20 protein-coding genes are annotated in these 15,265 nt (G+C 66.3%); 4 read left to right on the plus strand and 16 right to left on the minus strand.

What is annotated here, in order from left to right:
• Positions 1-49: 49 nt before the first annotated feature.
• The gene (locus ACPXYO_RS08775) at positions 50-1,408 is read left to right on the plus strand and encodes an MFS transporter (RefSeq protein WP_423919104.1); all 1,359 of its coding nucleotides are present in this window, start codon (positions 50-52) and stop codon (positions 1,406-1,408) included.
• 91 nt (positions 1,409-1,499) lie between these two features.
• On the opposite strand, the gene ACPXYO_RS08780 is transcribed toward ACPXYO_RS08775, so the two are convergent.
• The 7 genes from ACPXYO_RS08780 to ACPXYO_RS08810 form a co-directional block, all read right to left on the minus strand.
• Positions 1,500-1,892, minus strand: a complete 393-nt coding sequence (locus tag ACPXYO_RS08780) for an aconitase X swivel domain-containing protein (protein ID WP_423919106.1) — start codon at positions 1,890-1,892, stop codon at positions 1,500-1,502.
• Positions 1,889-3,130, minus strand: coding sequence for an aconitase X (locus ACPXYO_RS08785; RefSeq protein ID WP_423919108.1), 1,242 nt, complete (start codon positions 3,128-3,130; stop codon positions 1,889-1,891). The genes ACPXYO_RS08780 and ACPXYO_RS08785 overlap by 4 nt, the downstream gene beginning before the upstream one ends.
• Positions 3,121-3,963 (minus strand): hypothetical protein, encoded by an 843-nt coding sequence (locus ACPXYO_RS08790; protein WP_423919110.1) that lies wholly within the window; start codon positions 3,961-3,963, stop codon positions 3,121-3,123. The genes ACPXYO_RS08785 and ACPXYO_RS08790 overlap by 10 nt, the downstream gene beginning before the upstream one ends.
• Before the next feature lie 119 nt (positions 3,964-4,082).
• Positions 4,083-4,844, minus strand: a complete 762-nt coding sequence (locus ACPXYO_RS08795) for an SDR family NAD(P)-dependent oxidoreductase (protein WP_423919112.1) — start codon at positions 4,842-4,844, stop codon at positions 4,083-4,085.
• A gap of 115 nt (positions 4,845-4,959) precedes the next feature.
• Positions 4,960-6,279 (minus strand): TauD/TfdA family dioxygenase, encoded by a 1,320-nt coding sequence (locus tag ACPXYO_RS08800; protein ID WP_423919113.1) that lies wholly within the window; start codon positions 6,277-6,279, stop codon positions 4,960-4,962.
• Between the two features lie 69 nt (positions 6,280-6,348).
• Positions 6,349-7,650: a mandelate racemase/muconate lactonizing enzyme family protein gene (locus tag ACPXYO_RS08805; RefSeq protein ID WP_423919115.1), complete on the minus strand. Its 1,302-nt coding sequence runs from the start codon at positions 7,648-7,650 to the stop codon at positions 6,349-6,351.
• 72 nt (positions 7,651-7,722) lie between these two features.
• Positions 7,723-8,490, minus strand: coding sequence for an SDR family NAD(P)-dependent oxidoreductase (locus ACPXYO_RS08810; RefSeq protein ID WP_423919116.1), 768 nt, complete (start codon positions 8,488-8,490; stop codon positions 7,723-7,725).
• A gap of 145 nt (positions 8,491-8,635) precedes the next feature.
• Between ACPXYO_RS08810 and ACPXYO_RS08815 the strand changes: the two genes are divergently transcribed.
• Positions 8,636-9,013, plus strand: coding sequence for a VOC family protein (locus tag ACPXYO_RS08815; protein WP_423919118.1), 378 nt, complete (start codon positions 8,636-8,638; stop codon positions 9,011-9,013).
• A gap of 60 nt (positions 9,014-9,073) precedes the next feature.
• Here the strand turns inward: ACPXYO_RS08815 and ACPXYO_RS08820 are convergent, their stop codons facing one another.
• From ACPXYO_RS08820 to ACPXYO_RS08845, 6 genes are all read right to left on the minus strand, one after another.
• Positions 9,074-9,334, minus strand: coding sequence for a type II toxin-antitoxin system Phd/YefM family antitoxin (locus tag ACPXYO_RS08820; RefSeq protein ID WP_423919120.1), 261 nt, complete (start codon positions 9,332-9,334; stop codon positions 9,074-9,076).
• A 233-nt stretch (positions 9,335-9,567) separates the two neighbouring features.
• A complete protein-coding gene (locus ACPXYO_RS08825) occupies positions 9,568-10,716 on the minus strand; it encodes an NAD(P)/FAD-dependent oxidoreductase (protein WP_423919122.1) in 1,149 nt (382 codons plus the stop codon).
• A gap of 49 nt (positions 10,717-10,765) precedes the next feature.
• Entirely contained in the window at positions 10,766-11,815 is a 1,050-nt protein-coding gene (locus ACPXYO_RS08830; RefSeq protein WP_423919124.1) for a hypothetical protein, read from the minus strand.
• 99 nt (positions 11,816-11,914) lie between these two features.
• Complete coding sequence (locus tag ACPXYO_RS08835) at positions 11,915-12,313, minus strand: RDD family protein (RefSeq protein ID WP_423919126.1); 399 nt, start codon at positions 12,311-12,313, stop codon at positions 11,915-11,917.
• Between the two features lie 126 nt (positions 12,314-12,439).
• Positions 12,440-12,730, minus strand: a complete 291-nt coding sequence (locus tag ACPXYO_RS08840) for a hypothetical protein (protein ID WP_423919127.1) — start codon at positions 12,728-12,730, stop codon at positions 12,440-12,442.
• Positions 12,731-12,790: 60 nt separating this feature from the next.
• The gene (locus tag ACPXYO_RS08845; protein ID WP_423919128.1) at positions 12,791-13,042 is read right to left on the minus strand and encodes a ribbon-helix-helix domain-containing protein; all 252 of its coding nucleotides are present in this window, start codon (positions 13,040-13,042) and stop codon (positions 12,791-12,793) included.
• 396 nt (positions 13,043-13,438) lie between these two features.
• On the opposite strand from ACPXYO_RS08845, the gene ACPXYO_RS08850 reads away from it, so the two are divergent.
• On the plus strand, positions 13,439-13,672 hold the full coding sequence (locus ACPXYO_RS08850; protein ID WP_423919131.1) for a hypothetical protein: 234 nt from the start codon (positions 13,439-13,441) through the stop codon (positions 13,670-13,672).
• A gap of 30 nt (positions 13,673-13,702) precedes the next feature.
• On the opposite strand, the gene ACPXYO_RS08855 is transcribed toward ACPXYO_RS08850, so the two are convergent.
• Genes ACPXYO_RS08855 through ACPXYO_RS08865 form a run of 3 tightly spaced genes read right to left on the minus strand, consistent with a single transcriptional unit; the run spans position 13,703 to position 14,533 of the window.
• Positions 13,703-13,840: a hypothetical protein gene (locus ACPXYO_RS08855; protein ID WP_423919133.1), complete on the minus strand. Its 138-nt coding sequence runs from the start codon at positions 13,838-13,840 to the stop codon at positions 13,703-13,705.
• 25 nt (positions 13,841-13,865) lie between these two features.
• A complete protein-coding gene (locus ACPXYO_RS08860) occupies positions 13,866-14,162 on the minus strand; it encodes a hypothetical protein (protein ID WP_423919136.1) in 297 nt (98 codons plus the stop codon).
• Positions 14,159-14,533, minus strand: coding sequence for a hypothetical protein (locus ACPXYO_RS08865; RefSeq protein ID WP_423919139.1), 375 nt, complete (start codon positions 14,531-14,533; stop codon positions 14,159-14,161). The genes ACPXYO_RS08860 and ACPXYO_RS08865 overlap by 4 nt, the downstream gene beginning before the upstream one ends.
• Before the next feature lie 265 nt (positions 14,534-14,798).
• On the opposite strand from ACPXYO_RS08865, the gene ACPXYO_RS08870 reads away from it, so the two are divergent.
• Positions 14,799-15,140 carry a hypothetical protein gene (locus ACPXYO_RS08870; protein ID WP_423919142.1) on the plus strand — a complete coding sequence of 114 codons (342 nt, stop codon included), beginning with the start codon at positions 14,799-14,801 and terminating at the stop codon, positions 15,138-15,140.
• The last annotated feature ends 125 nt before the right edge of the window (positions 15,141-15,265 follow it).

The raw sequence follows: 15,265 nt of genomic DNA on the forward strand, positions 1-15,265 counted from the left end.
GGGATGCCGCCGTCGCAGCGGGACGGTGCACCGTGCGAGGAGCCAGCGCATGCGCCATGCTGTAGCGATGTCGGGGGGCACGGTGTTCGCAGTGCATCGCGCCTCCGCGTACTCGAGTTCGGACCAGATTCGCATTCAAAAGCGCACGGTCGTTGTACTGATCGCCAGCCAGGCCGCGGGCGGCTTCGGCCTCGTGGCGACCTACATCGTCAGCGCTCTGCTCGCGAAGGACATCACCGGCAGCGCGACACTTGCCACGATCGCCGCCAGCTGCTTGTCGATCGGAGCGGCGGTGGTCGCCGTGCCGATGTCGAAGTTGATGAACCGCCACGGGCGGCGCGTCGGGCTGCGTTTCGGGTACCTCGTAGGGGCCGCGGGTTCGACGCTCGCGGTGCTCGGCGCAATCCTGCTGAGCTATCCGCTGCTGTGTCTGGGCGTGTTCGGCGCGGGAGCCGGCAGCGCCGCCAACTTGGCGACTCGCTACGCAGCGTCCGATCTCGCACCCGAGCACCGGCGCGCCAGCACGATCAGCATGATCGTGTGGGCCACGACGTTCGGCTCGACCGCCGGCTCGCTGGTGTCGGGCTTCGCGAGCGACGTCGGCAGCTCAATCGGACTGCCCGACAAGACCGGCTCGTACGTGTTCGCTGCCTTCATGTTCCTGGTTGCCGCCGCAATCGTGGAGCTGTTCCTGCGGCCCGACCCGCTGGAGGTCGCGAACGAAGTCAGCGAATCACGCAATGGCGCCCGCGGCCGATCGGAAGCGTTGCCGACGCCAACGACGCGTGACGCGCTGGCGCTGATCTGGCAGAAGCCACAGGCTCGTTTGGCCGTGCTGGCGATGGTCGTCAGCCAGGTGACCATGGTGGGCGTCATGGCGCTGACACCATTGCACATGGATGCGGGCGGCCAGTCCCAGAACGCCATCGGGTTCATGATGGGGTTCCACATTCTGGGCATGTACCTGTTCTCGCCGGTCATCGGACAACTTACGGACCGCATCGGCAACTATCCGATGCTGTACATCGCGGGCGGCCTGTGCACCTGGGGGGCGTGGTGGGCGGCAGTCACCCCGCCTGCAGGCGCGGTGGGTGTGTTCATGGGGAACTTCCTCATCGGCTTGGGCTGGTGCTTCGGGGTGATCGCAGCGTCGAGCCTGCTGGTGACGCTGTACCCCATCCACCAGCGAGTCGCAGTGCAAGGCGTCGGTGACTTCGCCATGATCGGCTCGGGCGCATTGGCCGGGCTGACCTCGGGTGCGCTGTACGCGACATTCGAGTACCGGGGCGTGAACTACGCCAATGCGCTCTTCGGCCTGGCGCTGGTTGTGGTCACCTTCATCACCTTCACCGGGGTACGCCGGGCGACGCGGCGGCCGCAACCCGCCGGGGCCGTCGGCGGCGGTTGATCTACGGCGGACTGTCGGACTGCCGGCGCGGCACTGGGCCCTAGAGCGCGGTGAACGTGAATCAGTGCTGGTCGAATCAGTGCTGGTCGAATCAGTGCTGTTCGGTGACGGTGACGGTCTCGCCGGCGACGAGATCGTCGAACTGAGCTGGCTCGATGAGCACGACGGGGCAGTCGACTTCGTACAACTCGGCCGCGACCATCGCCCCGACGACGATGTTGGTGTCGGGCTCGGTGACCAGTATGGCTGCGGGGCCCGTGTCCCGCCGGAGCATCTCGCAGAGCGCGGCCGGCGTGCCGCTCGATCCGCGCGAACCCGGGAGCGCAACGATCTTCCCGGCGATCGAGGTGCCCATTTGGGGGTGGGCTTGATCGATGATCGTTCCGGACATGTCGATGCCGCCCCAGAAGCTGATCGTGTCGCTCAGCTTGGCCACCTCACCGCTCGCCGAGCCTCCGTGCAGCGAGCGGCCGTCGATCCTCACAGCACGACCTCGCCGCACACTGCCGACTCGACGCAGGCGCGGAGGCTGCCGAACGCAACCTCGACACCCAGCGTTCCGGGCGCGTAGTAGGCCCACTTCGCCGAGTTCGTCATGACGAGCCCGCTCACGCCAGTGGGTGTCGGCGGGTAATACGTGCAGGTGTCGCAGATCACTCGCACACCTGCATCGTCGAGCTGCTGCGCCCAGCCGAGGGCATCGATTTCAGCCACAGCGGCTCGGCTCGTCGTGACGAGCATCTGCACTCGGGTGCTGCGGCCGTCGAGCAATCGCAGCAGCTCGCCGAATTCTCCTACCGAGAAATGCGGCGTCCCCAAGCACACTGCGCTGAGCCGACCCGACGAGCGAGTCTGCAACGCGGCGCGGGCATCGGCGAGCATGCCGGCGTCGATGACGGTCTGCTGTGCGGGTATGCGACCCCCGGTGGCCGCTTCGAGCGTCGGCGCTTCGGGCGTCACGCCGACGACGTGGAACATCGCCACCGAGCCCGAGGATGCTGCCGCGGCAGCGACAGCCTTGAGCTGATCTTCGTCAAGCGAACTCATACCGTCGATCACCGGGACATGGGTGCCCGTCAGCCGACCGACGATGATCCCGACGAGATGCGCCAGCGATGCATCTTCGTGCTCAGCATCGGACGCCGAGTCGGGCAGCTGGACACGGAACAGGTGTGTCGCCCCTCGGCCGTCATCGGTGTGCAAACCAGCGAGCGGCACCGCCCCGACGATCGCAGCGCTCACGTCGAGGAAGTCGCCGTACTTGTTGGTGCGGGCGCCGAGGACTGAGTTGAAGAACGAGACAGCGTTCGACTCCGACGCAGCCACGTGCTGGCCGAAATCGGGCCGCCCGTCCGTCTGCTGGTACGGCGCACACGTCCACATCGGCGTCGCACCGAGCTGCTCGTAGATCTCCATGAGCCGTCGGGCGCCAGCCACCGACTCGGGATCGGTCGACTCGGGCCGCAGGGTCGGCGTGGCGCAGGCGATGAGGCTGGCATTGGTGTGCGTCGGCACGGCGAAGCGGGCGCTGTTGCGAAGCAGGAACTCGGCGAAATCGAGTGAGGCGCGGCCCGAGTAGTGGCAGGCGCTGATGTGCGCCATCTCGATGGGCACCAGCTCAGTTGCGCCGCTGATTTCCGCAGCGCTGACGACCAGGCGTGTTGCCAGCTGTTGTGCCCGGTCCCCCTGTCCGAGTCGCTCGCGCAGTTCGCTCAGCTGCATGGGGGTTCGGGATCCTGCAGCGACGCGAGCAGCGAGCCTTGGCGTCCTAGCGGAGTCACGCCGAGGGTGCGGAGGATCCGCCAGTACAGGCTGATGTCTGAAGAAATGACCGGGACGCCGATCCGTTCTTCGATGTCGGCTGCAAGGCTCACGAACCGCCGCGGTAGACCGTCGGTGCCGCGGTAGTTGGACATCCCGTTCACCAGCACGGCGTCCACGTCAGGGGCCTGGTCGAGCGCGTGCTGCGTCGACTTCAATGCGAGGTCGTCGGGGAAGATCCAGATGTGGTCGTTGACCTCTTCCTGGGTGGCGTACCAGCCCTGGTCGACGAAGTTCCCCGCCCACACGACGTCGATGCCCGCGCTGCGCAGGAAGCGCGCGACGCCGTCGCGCCAGTCGGGCCAGAAGTAGACGGCGTTGAGTGCGACCCGCTCGTAGCCATGCGCCTCGCAGGCTTCCACCAGTGTCAGGCCGGCCATGTGGAACGGCGTCTCGTACTTGTCGGACATCTCGGCGACGAACCGCCGGATGTCGGCAGCATCAGTGCCGCTGGCATGCACCCAGTTCGTGCCGACCTGCCCGACTACATCGGCGCCGCTGTTGGACAGGCAATGCACGGTCTCTTCGAGCAGGTGGAAGAGACCGGCTCGGTCGCTCAGGCGATGGGCGTAGTCGGGAGCGTGCAGCAGGCGCCCGTGCACGCCGACTGTGTCCGGGCACATGCGCAGGAAGTCGCTGGGAGCGGCGTCGAAATCCATGGGCGGCGCGGTGAAGCCCACCTGGTGGGGGAACAGCTTCTTGGCCGGGTCGGACCACTTGGCGGGTTTGCTCACTGGGCTGCGTTTCTGTTGATGGTTTCCGGGATTTGCTGCCGGTGTTTTTCACCGATGCCCGACGCTGTCGGCTGGTGCGGTTGCCGCCGGTCCTAGTGCGGTGGTCGTCGGCCGTAGCGCTAGGCGCTCCAGCCGCCGTCGACGTGGATGGTCTGGCCGGTGATGTAGCTGGCGCCGGCGCACAGGAACAGGCAGGCGTCGGCGTATTCGGGGGCCGTGCCGGGGCGGCCCAGCGGCAGCGACTTGGAGTCTTCGAAGACGGTCTCCCAGCGGATCGGGAAGTTGGTGGAATCGGGGTGCACGTAGCTCGGCGAGATGGCGTTCACCCGCACCTCGGGGGCCAGGCCTCGGGCGAGCTCCTTGGTGAGCGTGATGAGCCCGCCCTTGGCGACGCTGTAGGGCGAGCTGGAGCCGCCGCCTCGCCAGCCTGACATGGATGCCGTGTTCACGATGGCGCCGCGGGATGCCTTCAAGTAGGGCGCTGCGGCCTTGGCCGTGCGGAACGCGGAGAGCAGGTTGATGGACAGCGCCTCTGCCCACAATTTTTCAGTCTGCGATTCGAGGTCACTGGCGGGAATGGTCTGGAGCGTGACCGGATGCCCGGCGATGTTGAGCAGGTAGTCGATGCCGCCCATCCGGTCGGCTGCGGCTTCCACCATGGCAGCCACCGAGTCGTTGTCGCGCAGGTCGCATGGGGCTGCAAACACATCGAGACCCTCGGCCTGCAGTGTTCGCACCGTGCCGGCGAGGCGCTCGCCGGGCAGGTCCGCGATGGCGACGGTGCTGCCGTTGGAGGCAAACGTGCGGGTCACGCCGAGGCCGATGCCGCTGGCCCCGCCGCTGACGATGCTGCGTTTGCCGGTGAGATCGGCGCTGATCATGACGCAGCCTCCCTGTTGTTCTTGGAGTGCGGGGTTGGTGGATGCGGGGGTCGAAGGCGAGAGATGTGCCGAGGAGCGTTGTGTTGATGGTTGGTGCGCGCTGGCCGGGACACGGTCACGAGCCCTGTGGCAGGTACTGGTCGTGGGACCACGGGTCGAGCCGCAGGCTGAGCTCCCGCAGGCGGCCGTGGAATTCGTCGCGGGGAACGTGGCACAGGCGAATGTGGCGGCCGCTGGCCGGATCGAACGCCGTGCGGCCGTGCATGACGCGGTGGTTGTCGATCAGCACGCCTTGACCGGGCTCGACCCGGATCGCGGCCGTGAACTCGGGGCTTGCCATTCGATCGCTGAAGGCCCGGATGGCGTCGTAGAGCCGGTCGACCTCGTCGGCTGGTACGTCGAGCGGGCCCAGCGCCCGGTCGAAATAGCGGATGCCGCTCGGGCGGCCGAACTCGTCGAGGCGGATGAGCGGGCTGCGGCTGCGCATGTTGATCTCGCCCGGGTGCCGACGCACGTGGGTGATCGGCAGCGCGGTGAGCGCCTCGAATGCGGTGGGCTCCTCGTGGCGCAGTGACTCGGCGATGGCGAACCCGTCTACGTAGGTGCTCATGCCGCCGATGTCGGTATTGACCAGGCAATGGAAGACATCGATGCCGGGTGGGGAGTAGTAGAAGGCGTCATCGATGTGCGGCGCCTGGGCCATGCCGGTCTTGGCGCCCAGCTTCGCCACCGGTTCGGCCCGGACGTCGTAGATGCGGCCGTAGACGGTGGTTTCGTGGATGGGGCCGATGAGGTTGGCGAGCTGCTCGGTGCGCGCCGGGTCGGTGCCCAGGTTGTCGATGCGCACGATGCCGTAGTCGCGCAGCAGCCGGTACGCGTCGAGTTGGCCGGCATCGCCATCGCTGGCGTCGGCCCACTCGACGGTGGGGAAGTCGTCGGTCAGCTCGGACCGCCACGTGATCGGCTGCCAGGCGGCTCGTCGCTGGCGGGCCTCGTGGTCGTAGGCGTTGGCGGCCAGCCAGTCGCCGGCGTAAGTGGACCGGTGGCCGTCGGGCCAGACCAGCACAAGATCGCCATCGACTGTCTGTGCTGCCGCAGGCGTGATGTCGGCCGGGAAGCTCGCCACTGTCGTGAAGCGGATGCCGTCAGCCGGGTTGCCGCATTCGGGACACCAGCAGCAGTGCCGCAGCCACTGGCTGGAGAAGGTCCGGCACACGCCGTCAGTAAAGGTGACGTGTACCTGGCGCCCGTCGATGGTGGTGCCGGTCACTGCAGGGGCGTCGTCGATGCCGAGCCGGTTGCCGAGGTGCGGGTTGTGGGTGGTGATGTCGCCGACGGCCCCGTGTCCCGCCACTGCACCGGTCGACTCAACCGCCGACCCGTCGGTCGACCTCTCAGCCGAACCGTCGGCCGGCACCCAAGGCTCCGCCGACATCCCAGCCGACCCGTCCGTCGACGCTGGGATCGGCCTCGCCGACAACCCAGCCGACGGCTCGCTCACCGCTCAGTCGCTCCCGCCGCTGGCGGCGTCCAGCGTGTGCGCCGCGACCAGCTCGTCATTCAACTCGACACCGAGGCCGGCGCCAGTGGGAAGTGCTGCGTACCCGTCGATGATCTCGGGCTCAGGCGGGTGCACCAACTCGGTGCGAAGCCGGGACGGTCCGAGCCGTGACGACCGGAATTCGACCATCGGGATGGTCAGCGCCGCCGCTTGGAGGTGGAAGTTGGCGACGTCGGTGATGCCGGTGGCGAAGCTGTGGGGGATGAGCTGGGCGCCGTGCAGCTCGCACAGATCGGCGATGCGCATCAGTTCGGTGAAACCGCCGGCACGGCTGACGCCGGGCTGCACCAGCGACACGCCGCCAGTGGTCAGCCATTCGCGCACCTCCCAGCGGCCCGCTGCGAACTCGGCGCCGCCGACCCGCACGGGCGACACGGCTGCCAGCCGGGCATGACCGGCCAGATCATCGTGGCGCAGCGGTGCCTCGGCAAAGGCGATGTCGAAGTCTTCGATGCGCCGCAGTGCCCAAGCGGCGTCGTGCCAGTCCCACCAGCGGTACCCGAAGTCGAGTGCGATCGTGAGGTCGTCGCCGAGGCTGCTCCGGCAGGTGCGGACAAACTCGACGATGCCCCGGTCAGGCACTTCAGCGCCGAACAGCACCGGCACCTTGACGGCAGTGAGGCCCTGGTCGGCGGCAATGGCGGCCTGGCGGGTGATCTCGTCGAGCACTGCGGACATCGGTCCGTCGTAGATGTCGCCCGGGTAGCAGGTGGCATACGGCCGGATGCGCTCGGTCCGGGCCCCGCCGAGCAGCTTGTACACCGGCAGTCCAAGCTGGCGGCCAGCGAGGTCGTAGAGCGCGATGTCCACCGCTGAGTACGCTTGGATGAAAGTGCCGCGACGCCCGTGGTAGAAGCTGCCGTGGTACGCCCGGTCATAGAGCGCGGCGGCTTCGATCGGGTCGGCACCCACCACCACGTCCTTGATGCCCTGGCTCCAGAAGTGAATGGTGCGCTGGTCGATCATCGCTTTGACGACCGCCGGCGTGCAGACCGATTCGCCGATCCCGACCCGTCCGTCTTCGTCGATGACCTTGACCAGCAGGGTCTCCTCGGAGCCTTCGGCGAAGGCGTTCCCGACCGCAGGCACCGACACGATCAGGGCCTCGATCGCGGCAACGGGACACGGCTGGCGGGCGGGCATCACCACAGCGCTGCCCGACATGTCACCCATTGGTCCGGCGGCACTGTCGCCGCCGGTCACGTCATCGACGATCACCGCAGCGCTGCCCGACATGTCACCCATTGGTCCTGCCTGAGGTCCCGGCTTGGCAGTGCGTTCGGCGCAACGTGACCACGCGTCTCAGCCGCTCGGACGTCAGCCGATGGGGCTCTGTGCTGTGAGGCCACCGTCCACAGTAAACACGCTGCCTGAGATGAAGCTGGCCGCTGGGCCTGCCAGCCAGGCGACGACTTCGGCGACGTCGTCAGGGGTGCCGAGCCGACCGACGGGATGACGTTCGACTGACGCTGCGCGCGCAGCGTCAGGGTCCGCTTCGAGATCGAACACGGCGTCGGCGAGCGCCGTGGCGATCCAGCCGGGGCTGACCGCGACGCAGCGGATGCCCTGGTGGCCGTGGTCGACCGCAATGGCGCGGGTCAGGGCCTCGACGGCCCCTTTCGACGCGTTGTAGACAGCCATGCCGGCGTCGGCGTGGGTTGCGGCGATCGAGGCGATGTTGATGATGACGCCGCCCCTGGGCCGACCGGCTTCGCTGCCGGATTGCTGGCCCGTCATTTGGCCCGTCATCTGACGCACGGCCGCACGGCACATGTTGAACACGCCCCGCACGTTGACGTCGATGACGTGGTCGAACTCCTCGTCGGTGGTGTCGGCCACGGTCTTCTCGACCTGCACGCCGGCGTTGTTGACCACCACGTCCAGCGACCCGAACTGCTCGACGGCTGCAGCAACTAGCGCATCAGCCTGGACAGGGTCGGCAACGTCGGTGCGCAGCCATCCGGCGCCGTCAAGATCGGGTTCGTTGCGGCTCCCAGTCAGGACGTCCCAGCCGTCGGCCACGAATCGTCGCGCGATCGCCTCGCCGATCCCCGAGCTCGCCCCCGTCACCACCACACTGCTCACGGCTGATCCTTGGCCTCGGCTGCCACCGTCATCCTGTTCACGTCCGCCCCTTCCCGCCGATCAGTCGCCACAGTTGGCAGGCTTGCAGCATGACCGATGCGCAGCGTGCCACTCGCACACCTGCCGCCAGCGATGGAGCGGTCACATGAGGATCGTTGCCATCGATCACGTGCAGCTCGCGATGCCAGCTGGCGAGGAGGCCGCCGCCCAGGCGTTCTACGAGGGCTTGCTCGGTTTGCCACGCGTGCCCAAGCCGCCGCACCTCGAAGCCCGCGGCGGCTGCTGGTTCGAGCGTGACGCCGTCAAGATCCACCTCGGCGTCGAGCAGCCCGACGATGGCCCGTTCCGCCCGGCCCGCAAAGCCCACCCGTCCCTGCTGGTAGCTGGTCTCCCCGCACTTGTCGAACAGTTCCGAGCCGCCGGAGTCGCCGTCCGTGACGACGACCCGCTCGAGGGTTACGACCGGGTTTACGTCGACGACCCCTTCGGCAACCGCATCGAGCTGATGGAACCTCGCGCCTGAGCTCCGCACTCACTCGGGACCAGTGAACCGATGGTCCGTGTGCCGCCGTGACCTTGGGGCTCAAACCTGGATGACGTTCAAGTCGTCGGTTGTCTCAGCCGAGAGATCCACCAGGTCATCGGACAGTCCGGGATCGGCTTGGTGGGCCAGCACGTCCCGGACGAAGCGTTCACGGCTCATCCATTGCGGCCGGATCTCGAGAGGCCGCAGCTCGGCCACGGGGCGACCATGCGCGGTGATGCAGATCGACTCGCCGGCAGCCACTCGATCGAGCAACCCACGTGTCTGGTTGCGCAGTTCCCGCGAAGCCACTTCCTCCATGGACGAAGTGTCGCGTAAGTGCGACATCTGTAGCAACACCGGAGGCCTTGCCACTGTGGAGCCTTCGGACGGAATACGAGTGGGTTCGGCTGAGTCCGTTCGTATCTCACTCACGCCGGTGACCGTAGGGACGGCGCTAGGTCAACGCGGCATCGTTTTCTGACGGTACGCCTCGAGCTGATGAAGCCTCACACCTGAGTTGAGTGTTCGAACCCAGGAGCTCGCGTCAATCGTCAAACTGCGTGTGACGGTCTGAATGACTCGAACTTGAGCACTGGGTCGTTCCAGCCTTCGTCGCTGAACAGCGTTCCCGCGAATCGACCGATCTCATCGGCTGACTTCGCTGCCGAACCGCACCCGCCGATCGCGACCGCGACGCGATCATCGACCCAGTCGATCCATGGAAGACCGTGCGGGGTATCGGTGACCACACAGGGCTTCATGTCTCGGGACCGGATCGTGCGGTCGGGGAGGAGTTCTCCCAACCGCTCCTCGAGTGCGTCGGCCTCGGTCGGGCTCCCGCCGCTGCGGAACCAGTCCACGACGTCTGCGGGGTTTGTGGCGCACCCGACGGAGCGGTCGTAGCCGCCGATCTTCAACATCACCCGTCCGTCCGGAAACCGAACCGGCGGAACCCAGTAGACGTCGCGGCGAGAGTCCGCATCTGTCCTACAGATCAGGCTCGGAAGCGGCGGACCGTCGTCGAGCTCGGCGAGCAGGATCGTTCGAAGCGTGCGTTCGAGCGGCAAGTCGACCGCGACGAGCTCAGCCGCCCACGCTCCAGTGCACAACAGCACGTTGTCGGCGAGCATCGTGTCGTTCCCGAAGGTCAACTGCACGCCGTTGCGTGTCGGTGCTGCCACCGAAACAGGCGCGTCCACGATCAGGCCGCCCGCTGCACTCGCCAGCCGGTTCTGAGCCACGATCATGCGCCGCGGGTTGATGTGCCCGGCCGGTGCGGATTCGAGAATGATCGTCTCCGCACTCGACATGGCGATCCCGAAGCGCTCAGCGACCTCGGTCGCGGTGACCTCGCGCGCGTCGATGTCGAGTTCCAGCGCGAGAGCGAGATCGGCCCTCGGATCAGCCGAGGCGTAGACGAGTCCGGCACCGGTGTGAAACGGCACACCGGAGCGTTTTTCGATGTCTGCGTACCTGGCGATCGAGCGGATCGCAAGCTGGGACCAGGTGGGATCAGGATCAATCATCCGCGTAATGCGGCCCTCGTCGTAGTGGCTCGCGAAGGGACCCGACGACGTTGCGTAATCCGCCGGTTCACCAGGTCCGATCAGCGCCACCGAGTGTCCCGCCTCTGCGAGGTGCCTCGCGGCAGCACTGCCGATCAGACCTCGTCCGACAACCGCTACCTCAACGTTCGACATGGGTGCAACGTAGATGCTCTCTTGCCGGACGACCGGTACACGTTCCGCATTACCACGAGATCGCCAGCTCACGTAGTCCGGACAGGTCGAGCTTGCGATCGCGGCACCACCACCAGGCGTAGCTGCGGCACGCGGCATCGGTCATGTCGTAGATGTCGCCGACTTGGCGAAGGTCGTAAACCGACAGGTACGCCTCGGCATACGCGTACGCGGTGACGCCCGGGTCCCATCGTTGCGGGTCAGAGCTGGCCCATTCCCAGGCTTGGGCGTAGGTGGCGGTAGCCAGACGCCGTGCGATCGGCAGGACCTTCTCGTCCCACTCCCGCAACGAAGCGTTCACCTGGTCGATCTCGGCTTGAATCGGATCTGGCGAGTCCGGATCGTCGCGTGCGCTCAAGCAGGAGAAGAGCATCGCAGTGTGCTCCTGCTGGCTGGTCGTGGTCTCGGTGAGAGCCTTGCGGAGCTGTTGTCGGGTCGTCCTCACTGCCTGAGAAACCTCCGGCGGAGGCCACACCACCGGGCCAGGTGCGGTGTGCGCGAGGGCGAGCCCATTCGAGCTGGCGGCGCCGACGAGATGCGCGAAATTGCTCACTTCGAGGCAAGCGATATCGAGGCCGGCAGGCCACGGCCCCTCCGACGCCTTGATTGAGGCGAGAGGCACCTCGTGGTCATACAGGACCGGATCAGGTGTCCCGGGCTCGCCGGTGTCGGCGGCGTAGTCGTCGAGCGCGGCGTCCCACCAGCCCGGAAACGCGGCTCGGCAGAGTTCGTCGACCTCCGAGCACGAGGCGACCCGGCTCACGAACGTCCCTAGGAGCTCCGCCGCCATGCAGATGCGACGGTCGCTGTCCGGTGATCGGGCCGTGCGCTTCACCGGGCGCGACTGCCGGCCGCCTGACCGAGCAGCACCGCGGGATCCCGTGCAGCGCGCCAGCATCTCGTCACACGCCCGAGCTACCAGATCCGGCCACTCGAGTGGCTCGCCTTGGGCGAGGCAGGCATGCACCGCATCGTCTGCGCCGTTGACCAACCGAGCCGGACGCTTGTCGGAGCCATAGTGCGGAATGATCGGAATGAGTTGAGGTGTTGTTGTAGTCATGCGACGCAACGTACGAAGGGGGTGTCACAGCCATGATGTCGGGGCTAGTGGTTCGGGCCCGGGTCTGACCCGGGGCGGCTGACTCGTCCCTGGTGAATGTCAGCCGCTGGGGACGTAGACGATGACGCTGCCGGCGACGAGGTCGGTGATGGACCGCCTGTCCTTGCGCAGCAGGATGGCGGCGCTGTCTGCCAGGGAACCGAAACCGAAGGTGAAGGTCCAGAAGAGGACTCTGACACTCTCACGGAGAAACATCCGGCCCCAGCCGAACCGTGAGCCGTCTCTTCGCACGGCAGAGATCCCCGTGAGCTGTTTGCCCGGCGACTGCCCTCGGGCCAGCGCAAACAGCCACCACAGGAAGTACGGGAAGAAGAGCCACCACAACACGAGGATCTCCAGGCCGAAGAATCCCTCGATCAGGTGGGCGGTCAGGCGCCGAAATGGTCCTGCGGCGAAGTCTTCGAGGGAGACGTCCCCTGGCGGCGGCTCCAGTTCCATTGACGCGGGCAGGATTCTCGCAGACGGGGTGCGCGACGGCCATGAGCTGACGTCGGGCGCGGCTGCGCCGCGTTGTGTTGGCAAGGACGCACCGGCCGGGACGCGTACGGGCGCGTGGTGGGCTGGCTAGGAGTTCAGCGCCGAGACGTGGACGATGGTGCTGCCCGCGACCCGGTCCGCCACGGTGCGCGGCTGGTCGCTCAGCACCAGCAAGATGATGTCGACGATGACGCCAAGCCCGAAAGTGCCAGACCAGTAGATCTCCTTGAACACCTCGCGTACGAACATCCGGCCCCATCCGAAGCGCGTCCCGTCGGACTTGACGGCCACCAGACGAGCGGCGGCCCGCCGCATCGGCCGGGCCGCTTCCTCGTCGAGATATGGATTGCGCCGTGGCGGCTCAAGTCCCTCAGACACTGCGCCGAGTCTGACAGCCTTTCACGCCACCCGTCAGGACGGACAGCGCTTCCATTACAGCTACCACGGCTCGGCCTCGGTCATGGCGATCGCATTGGCCAGCGCGGCCGCATCATCCTCGGGGCCCTGCGGCACCTGGCGGTATGACTCGGCAATCGCTTCGCCTCCTAGAGCTCGCCGGATGCTGTCGACGAACTGGTCGACCGCTTGGCGAACCACATCGGATCGACTTGTGCCCACGCCTGCGGCGACCAAGCGATCGATGTCCTGCGTCTGACGTTCGCTGAAGCGAGTCGGAATCGGAGTTGTCACACAATGACTATGCGAATTGCTCTACGCGGACCCTTGATGATGTTCACAGAGCCACATTGCTGCCGATGCTGAAGAGAGCCGATCCACGAGTCGACGCGTAGGCTACCCCGAAACAACTGCTAAGCGAATGCCAGTATATTTTATGTAGATTGAATCCATGTCGCAGGACAAGCATCCAGACAAGGATGTCCGAAAGGCGGTCGAGGCACTCGTAGCTGCAGGTTGGACCATCAAGCGGCCCACAGGCCGCGGCGGTCACGCCTGGGGCATCGCCCGCTGTCCGCGGGGACATCGGGAGTGCAGCAAGTCGATATCAAGCACGCCGGCAAACGCCGGCAACGAGGCGCGTAGGCTGCTATCGCTGATCGGCAAGTGCGAGCGGAGGCACAACGGGTGATGGCCACGCACCATTTTGAGATCGTGACCGACGGGGCGGACTTGCTGGAGTGGGACACGCTCGAAGCTCTCTACGAGGCCGGGTGCAATGACGCGACCATCGGCCACAACACCGTCGAGTTCGACCGCGAGGCACCGTCGCTTGACGAAGCGCTGCGCTCAGCGCGGCGGGCGGTCGAGTCTGTTCCGGGCGTGCGGGTGTGCAGCATCCGGCTCGAACCGGCGCTGACATAGCCAGCTCGCCCGAAGTAGCTGCGACCACGTTCAGCCCAGCGCCTCGCGCAACGTCTCCTCCCTGCCGCCGAACTTGGGCGTGAGCCGCTCGAGGAGCTGCCGATCCTCGGTCTTGAGCCGCACGGTCGCCTTCGCCACGCCACCCGTCAGGACGGACAGCGCTTCCATTACAGCTACCTGAGCTCGGCCTCGGTCATTGCAATCGCATTGGCCAGCGCCGCGGCGTCTTGCGCAGAGGCGTGATAGCGGGCGGTTCACCAAAGTCGTACTCGGGCGTCACGCCGTCGACGGCGACGCCGTGTTCCGCGAGGCGGTGGGCGGCGGCGTGAACTCGTGACTGAAACGGGGCCGCGACCTCCGCGTTGAGCGCCCAGAACAGCGCGTAGTACGAGGTGGACATCGAACGACGAACGGCCGCTTCGGAAGTATCGCTGCCAGGCGCCCCGAGCATGTTCCTGGCGACTGCGACAAGTTCCGTTGGGTCGATCATTGTCGGGACGTACCGCTCACCATTTCGGCCGGCTCTGGCACCGGCTCGCCTTCGCGCTGGATCGGATCCTTCAGGTCTTCGGCGGTCCTGAATCGGCAGCTGACCGGCATCAACTCGCCGAGTGAGTACTCGACGGCTGTGTACAGCGGCTCGAGGATGTCTTGGGACCACACAAGAGCGGGGCGATATGGGGGCATTTCGATGACGACGTCGAGCAGACGCTCATCGGTGGCCGGGTGAGCAGGGAGCAGCCTCAGGTAGCGGATGACCGCATCGTCTCCGCGCTCGGCTGCGGCAACGGTGGGCTGAACTGGGCCGACGCGCGACCGCTGATCGAGGAAAAGCTCCAAGGCCTCGGGACAGAGGTGCACATCTATGCCCCTGCCGGCCGCTCCGGCTAGCGGCTTCTTGCGCGCTGCGGACCAGCCGAGCGGAACCCTCGGCCGAGTCGTGGCTCGGAATGATGCTGGATGCTGTCTCGAGCATGGGAGGCAGCCCGAGTATGGGATTTCACAATATTCTATGTTGTATCGGGTATTTCCACTATCTAATGTGCCTGAATGCTCACGACTTGCGGTGAGGGTCAGTGGTGCGAACGGTTCGCGACAGGCCAGAGATCGCCGACCTCGGACAGCAATGACGCGAAACAGTCAGGTCGTCACCATCGAATGTGTCAGCCGAGGCGCGTTTTGCACGATGCGCTTCACCAGTGTGGGGAGGAAGAACATGTCAGGCGATCGAGACACCTACAAGTATCAGTTCATCGGCCCGGACCACCGGATCAAGCACAGCGGCATCACGAACGACCTGAACCGTCGCGAGAGCGAGCTGCGCCGCGAATACGGTGAAGGCACTATCCGTCAAGTCGGGCACAGGACCACCCGCGAGGCTGCCCGCGAATGGGCCAATTCACACTTGGAACATCTCTTGTCCTCAAGGCCTGCGATAAGGGCACAGTATTTCGAAGGGAACGATTGAATTGCAGGCTCTTCGCGCTTGCGCGCGAAGCAACTCGGTGAGAGGCCCGGCGGCATAGGGAGGGATCCCCCAGAAACGGAGGCATTCGAAGTCCCGAGTTCAGGAGGATCGGGACGATCGGCTGC

It is taken from the genome of Candidatus Poriferisodalis sp. (genome assembly GCF_965237655.1).
Taxonomy (GTDB): Bacteria; Actinomycetota; Acidimicrobiia; order Acidimicrobiales; family Poriferisodalaceae; genus Poriferisodalis.